Below are 241 nucleotides of genomic sequence, written 5' to 3' on the forward strand. Positions count from 1 at the left end.
TGGTGCATCCGGGAGGATTCGAACCTCCGACCGCTCGGTTCGTAGCCGAGTACTCTATCCAGCTGAGCTACGGATGCATCAGGGAAACTACTTTACTGCAGATTTGATATCGCTGCTAAAGCTCTATCAATTTTCCGTAATAACACTAATACGCTATTACAGAGAAGATGGTGCATCCGGGAGGATTCGAACCTCCGACCGCTCGGTTCGTAGCCGAGTACTCTATCCAGCTGAGCTACGG

Annotated in this window: 1 tRNA gene; it reads right to left on the minus strand. The window is 50.6% G+C overall.

Annotated features, from left to right (window positions below):
• Window positions 1–77: transfer RNA gene (locus OGX95_RS00065), tRNA-Arg, on the minus strand.
• Window positions 78–241: the final 164 nt, after the last annotated feature.

Source organism: Citrobacter sp. Cu233, assembly GCF_030332225.1.
Taxonomy (GTDB): Bacteria; Pseudomonadota; Gammaproteobacteria; order Enterobacterales; family Enterobacteriaceae; genus Citrobacter.